This is a genomic window from Burkholderia semiarida, assembly GCF_029268935.1.
GTDB classification, from domain to species: domain Bacteria; phylum Pseudomonadota; class Gammaproteobacteria; order Burkholderiales; family Burkholderiaceae; genus Burkholderia; species Burkholderia semiarida.
Map to the genome: position 1 here is coordinate 1 of NZ_JAHLCL010000015.1, position 1,445 is coordinate 1,445.

Genomic DNA, 1,445 nt, shown 5'->3' on the forward strand with positions numbered 1-1,445 from the left:
TGAACTGCACCCCAAAAGTTGGACACCCGTCCAACCTTTGGGGTGTTTTTCATGACGAAGTACAACGAGCAGTTCAAGCAACGCATCGTTGACGAGTATTTTTCCGGTGGAATTGGCATCCAGTCCCTGGCTGCCCGGCACGGCGTGGGGCGTACGGTGATCCGGCGCTGGGTGGCAAGTTACAGGGAGCATGGCAACGCGGGGTTGCGCAAGAAACACGTTTGCTACGATGCTGAGTTCAAGCTATCGGTACTGCAGCGCATGTGGCGAGACGAGTTGTCATACGGCCAGGTGTCGGCCTTGTTCGACATTCGTGGCGCGGGCTGCGTCGCCGGCTGGGAGCGCCTGTATCATGAGGGCGGTATCGATGCACTGTCCCCTCGCCGACGAGGGCGCCCCCGAAAGATGGCCACTTCACTTCCGCCCAAACCCACTGAAACCGGCTCACCGGATGAACGCACACGCGAGGAATTGCTCAAGGAAAACGAGTATCTGCGTGCGGAGGTGGCCTACCTAAAAAAGCTCGATGCGCTGCTGGCGAAGAAGCAGGCAGCGCAAAAGAAAAAGCGCAAATAGTGCGCGAGCTTAGGCAACACCATCCGGTAGCGGCACTTCTGAAGGCGGCCGGTCTGGCGCGCAGCACGTTCTATTACCAACTCGGGACGCTGAACGTTGGCGATCGCCATGCCGATCTCAAGGCGAGGATCCGGGCGGTGTTCGACCATCACAAGGGCCGCTACGGCTATCGACGCGTCACGGCTGCGATTCGGCAAACCGGGCATCTCGTCAACCACAAGGCTGTGCAGCGGCTGATGCAGCAATTGCAGCTGAAGTCCCTGCTGCGCCCGAAGAAATATCGTTCGTGGCGAGGTGAGGTCGGCAAAGTCGCGCCCAACCTGTTGCAACGTCAGTTCAGCGCCACGCAGGCCAACCAGAAGTGGGTAACGGATGTGACGGAATTCAACGTCGGCGGGCAGAAGCTGTATCTGTCGCCGGTAATGGATCTGTACAACGGCGAGATCGTGGCCTACCAGATGGACCGACGCCCAAGCTTCGAGCTGGTCAGCAGCATGCTGAAGAAGGCATTGGCCAAACTCAAACGCACGGACAGACCGTTATTGCATTCGGACCAAGGCTGGCAATACCGAATGCCGGCGTTTTGTCGGCAATTGAAGCGACGCAAGCTGACTCAAAGCATGTCGCGCAAGGGGAACTGCCTCGACAATGCTGCGATGGAAAGCTTCTTCGGCACGCTCAAGTCCGAGTGCTACAAGGGACATCGCTTCACTTGCGTGGAGCATTTGCGCGACACGCTCGAGCGCTACATCCACTACTACAACCACGAACGCATCAAGCTCAAGTTGAAAGGGCTGAGTCCCGTGCAATACAGGACTCAGCCCTTGGGCGCCTAGCCTTTAACTGTCCAACTTTGCGGGGTCAGTTCA

Annotated in this window: 1 protein-coding gene; it reads left to right on the forward strand. The window is 58.1% G+C overall.

Annotation, left to right across the window (positions count from 1 at the left end):
* Positions 1 to 51: 51 nt before the first annotated feature.
* Positions 52 to 1,412, forward strand: a protein-coding gene (locus KPB06_RS34400) for an IS3 family transposase (protein ID WP_089465000.1) whose coding sequence is annotated in 2 segments (ribosomal slippage) — positions 52 to 514 and positions 514 to 1,412 — 1,362 coding nt in all. Because the reading frame shifts where the segments join, the coding sequence is not laid out codon by codon here.
* Positions 1,413 to 1,445 lie beyond the last annotated feature (33 nt).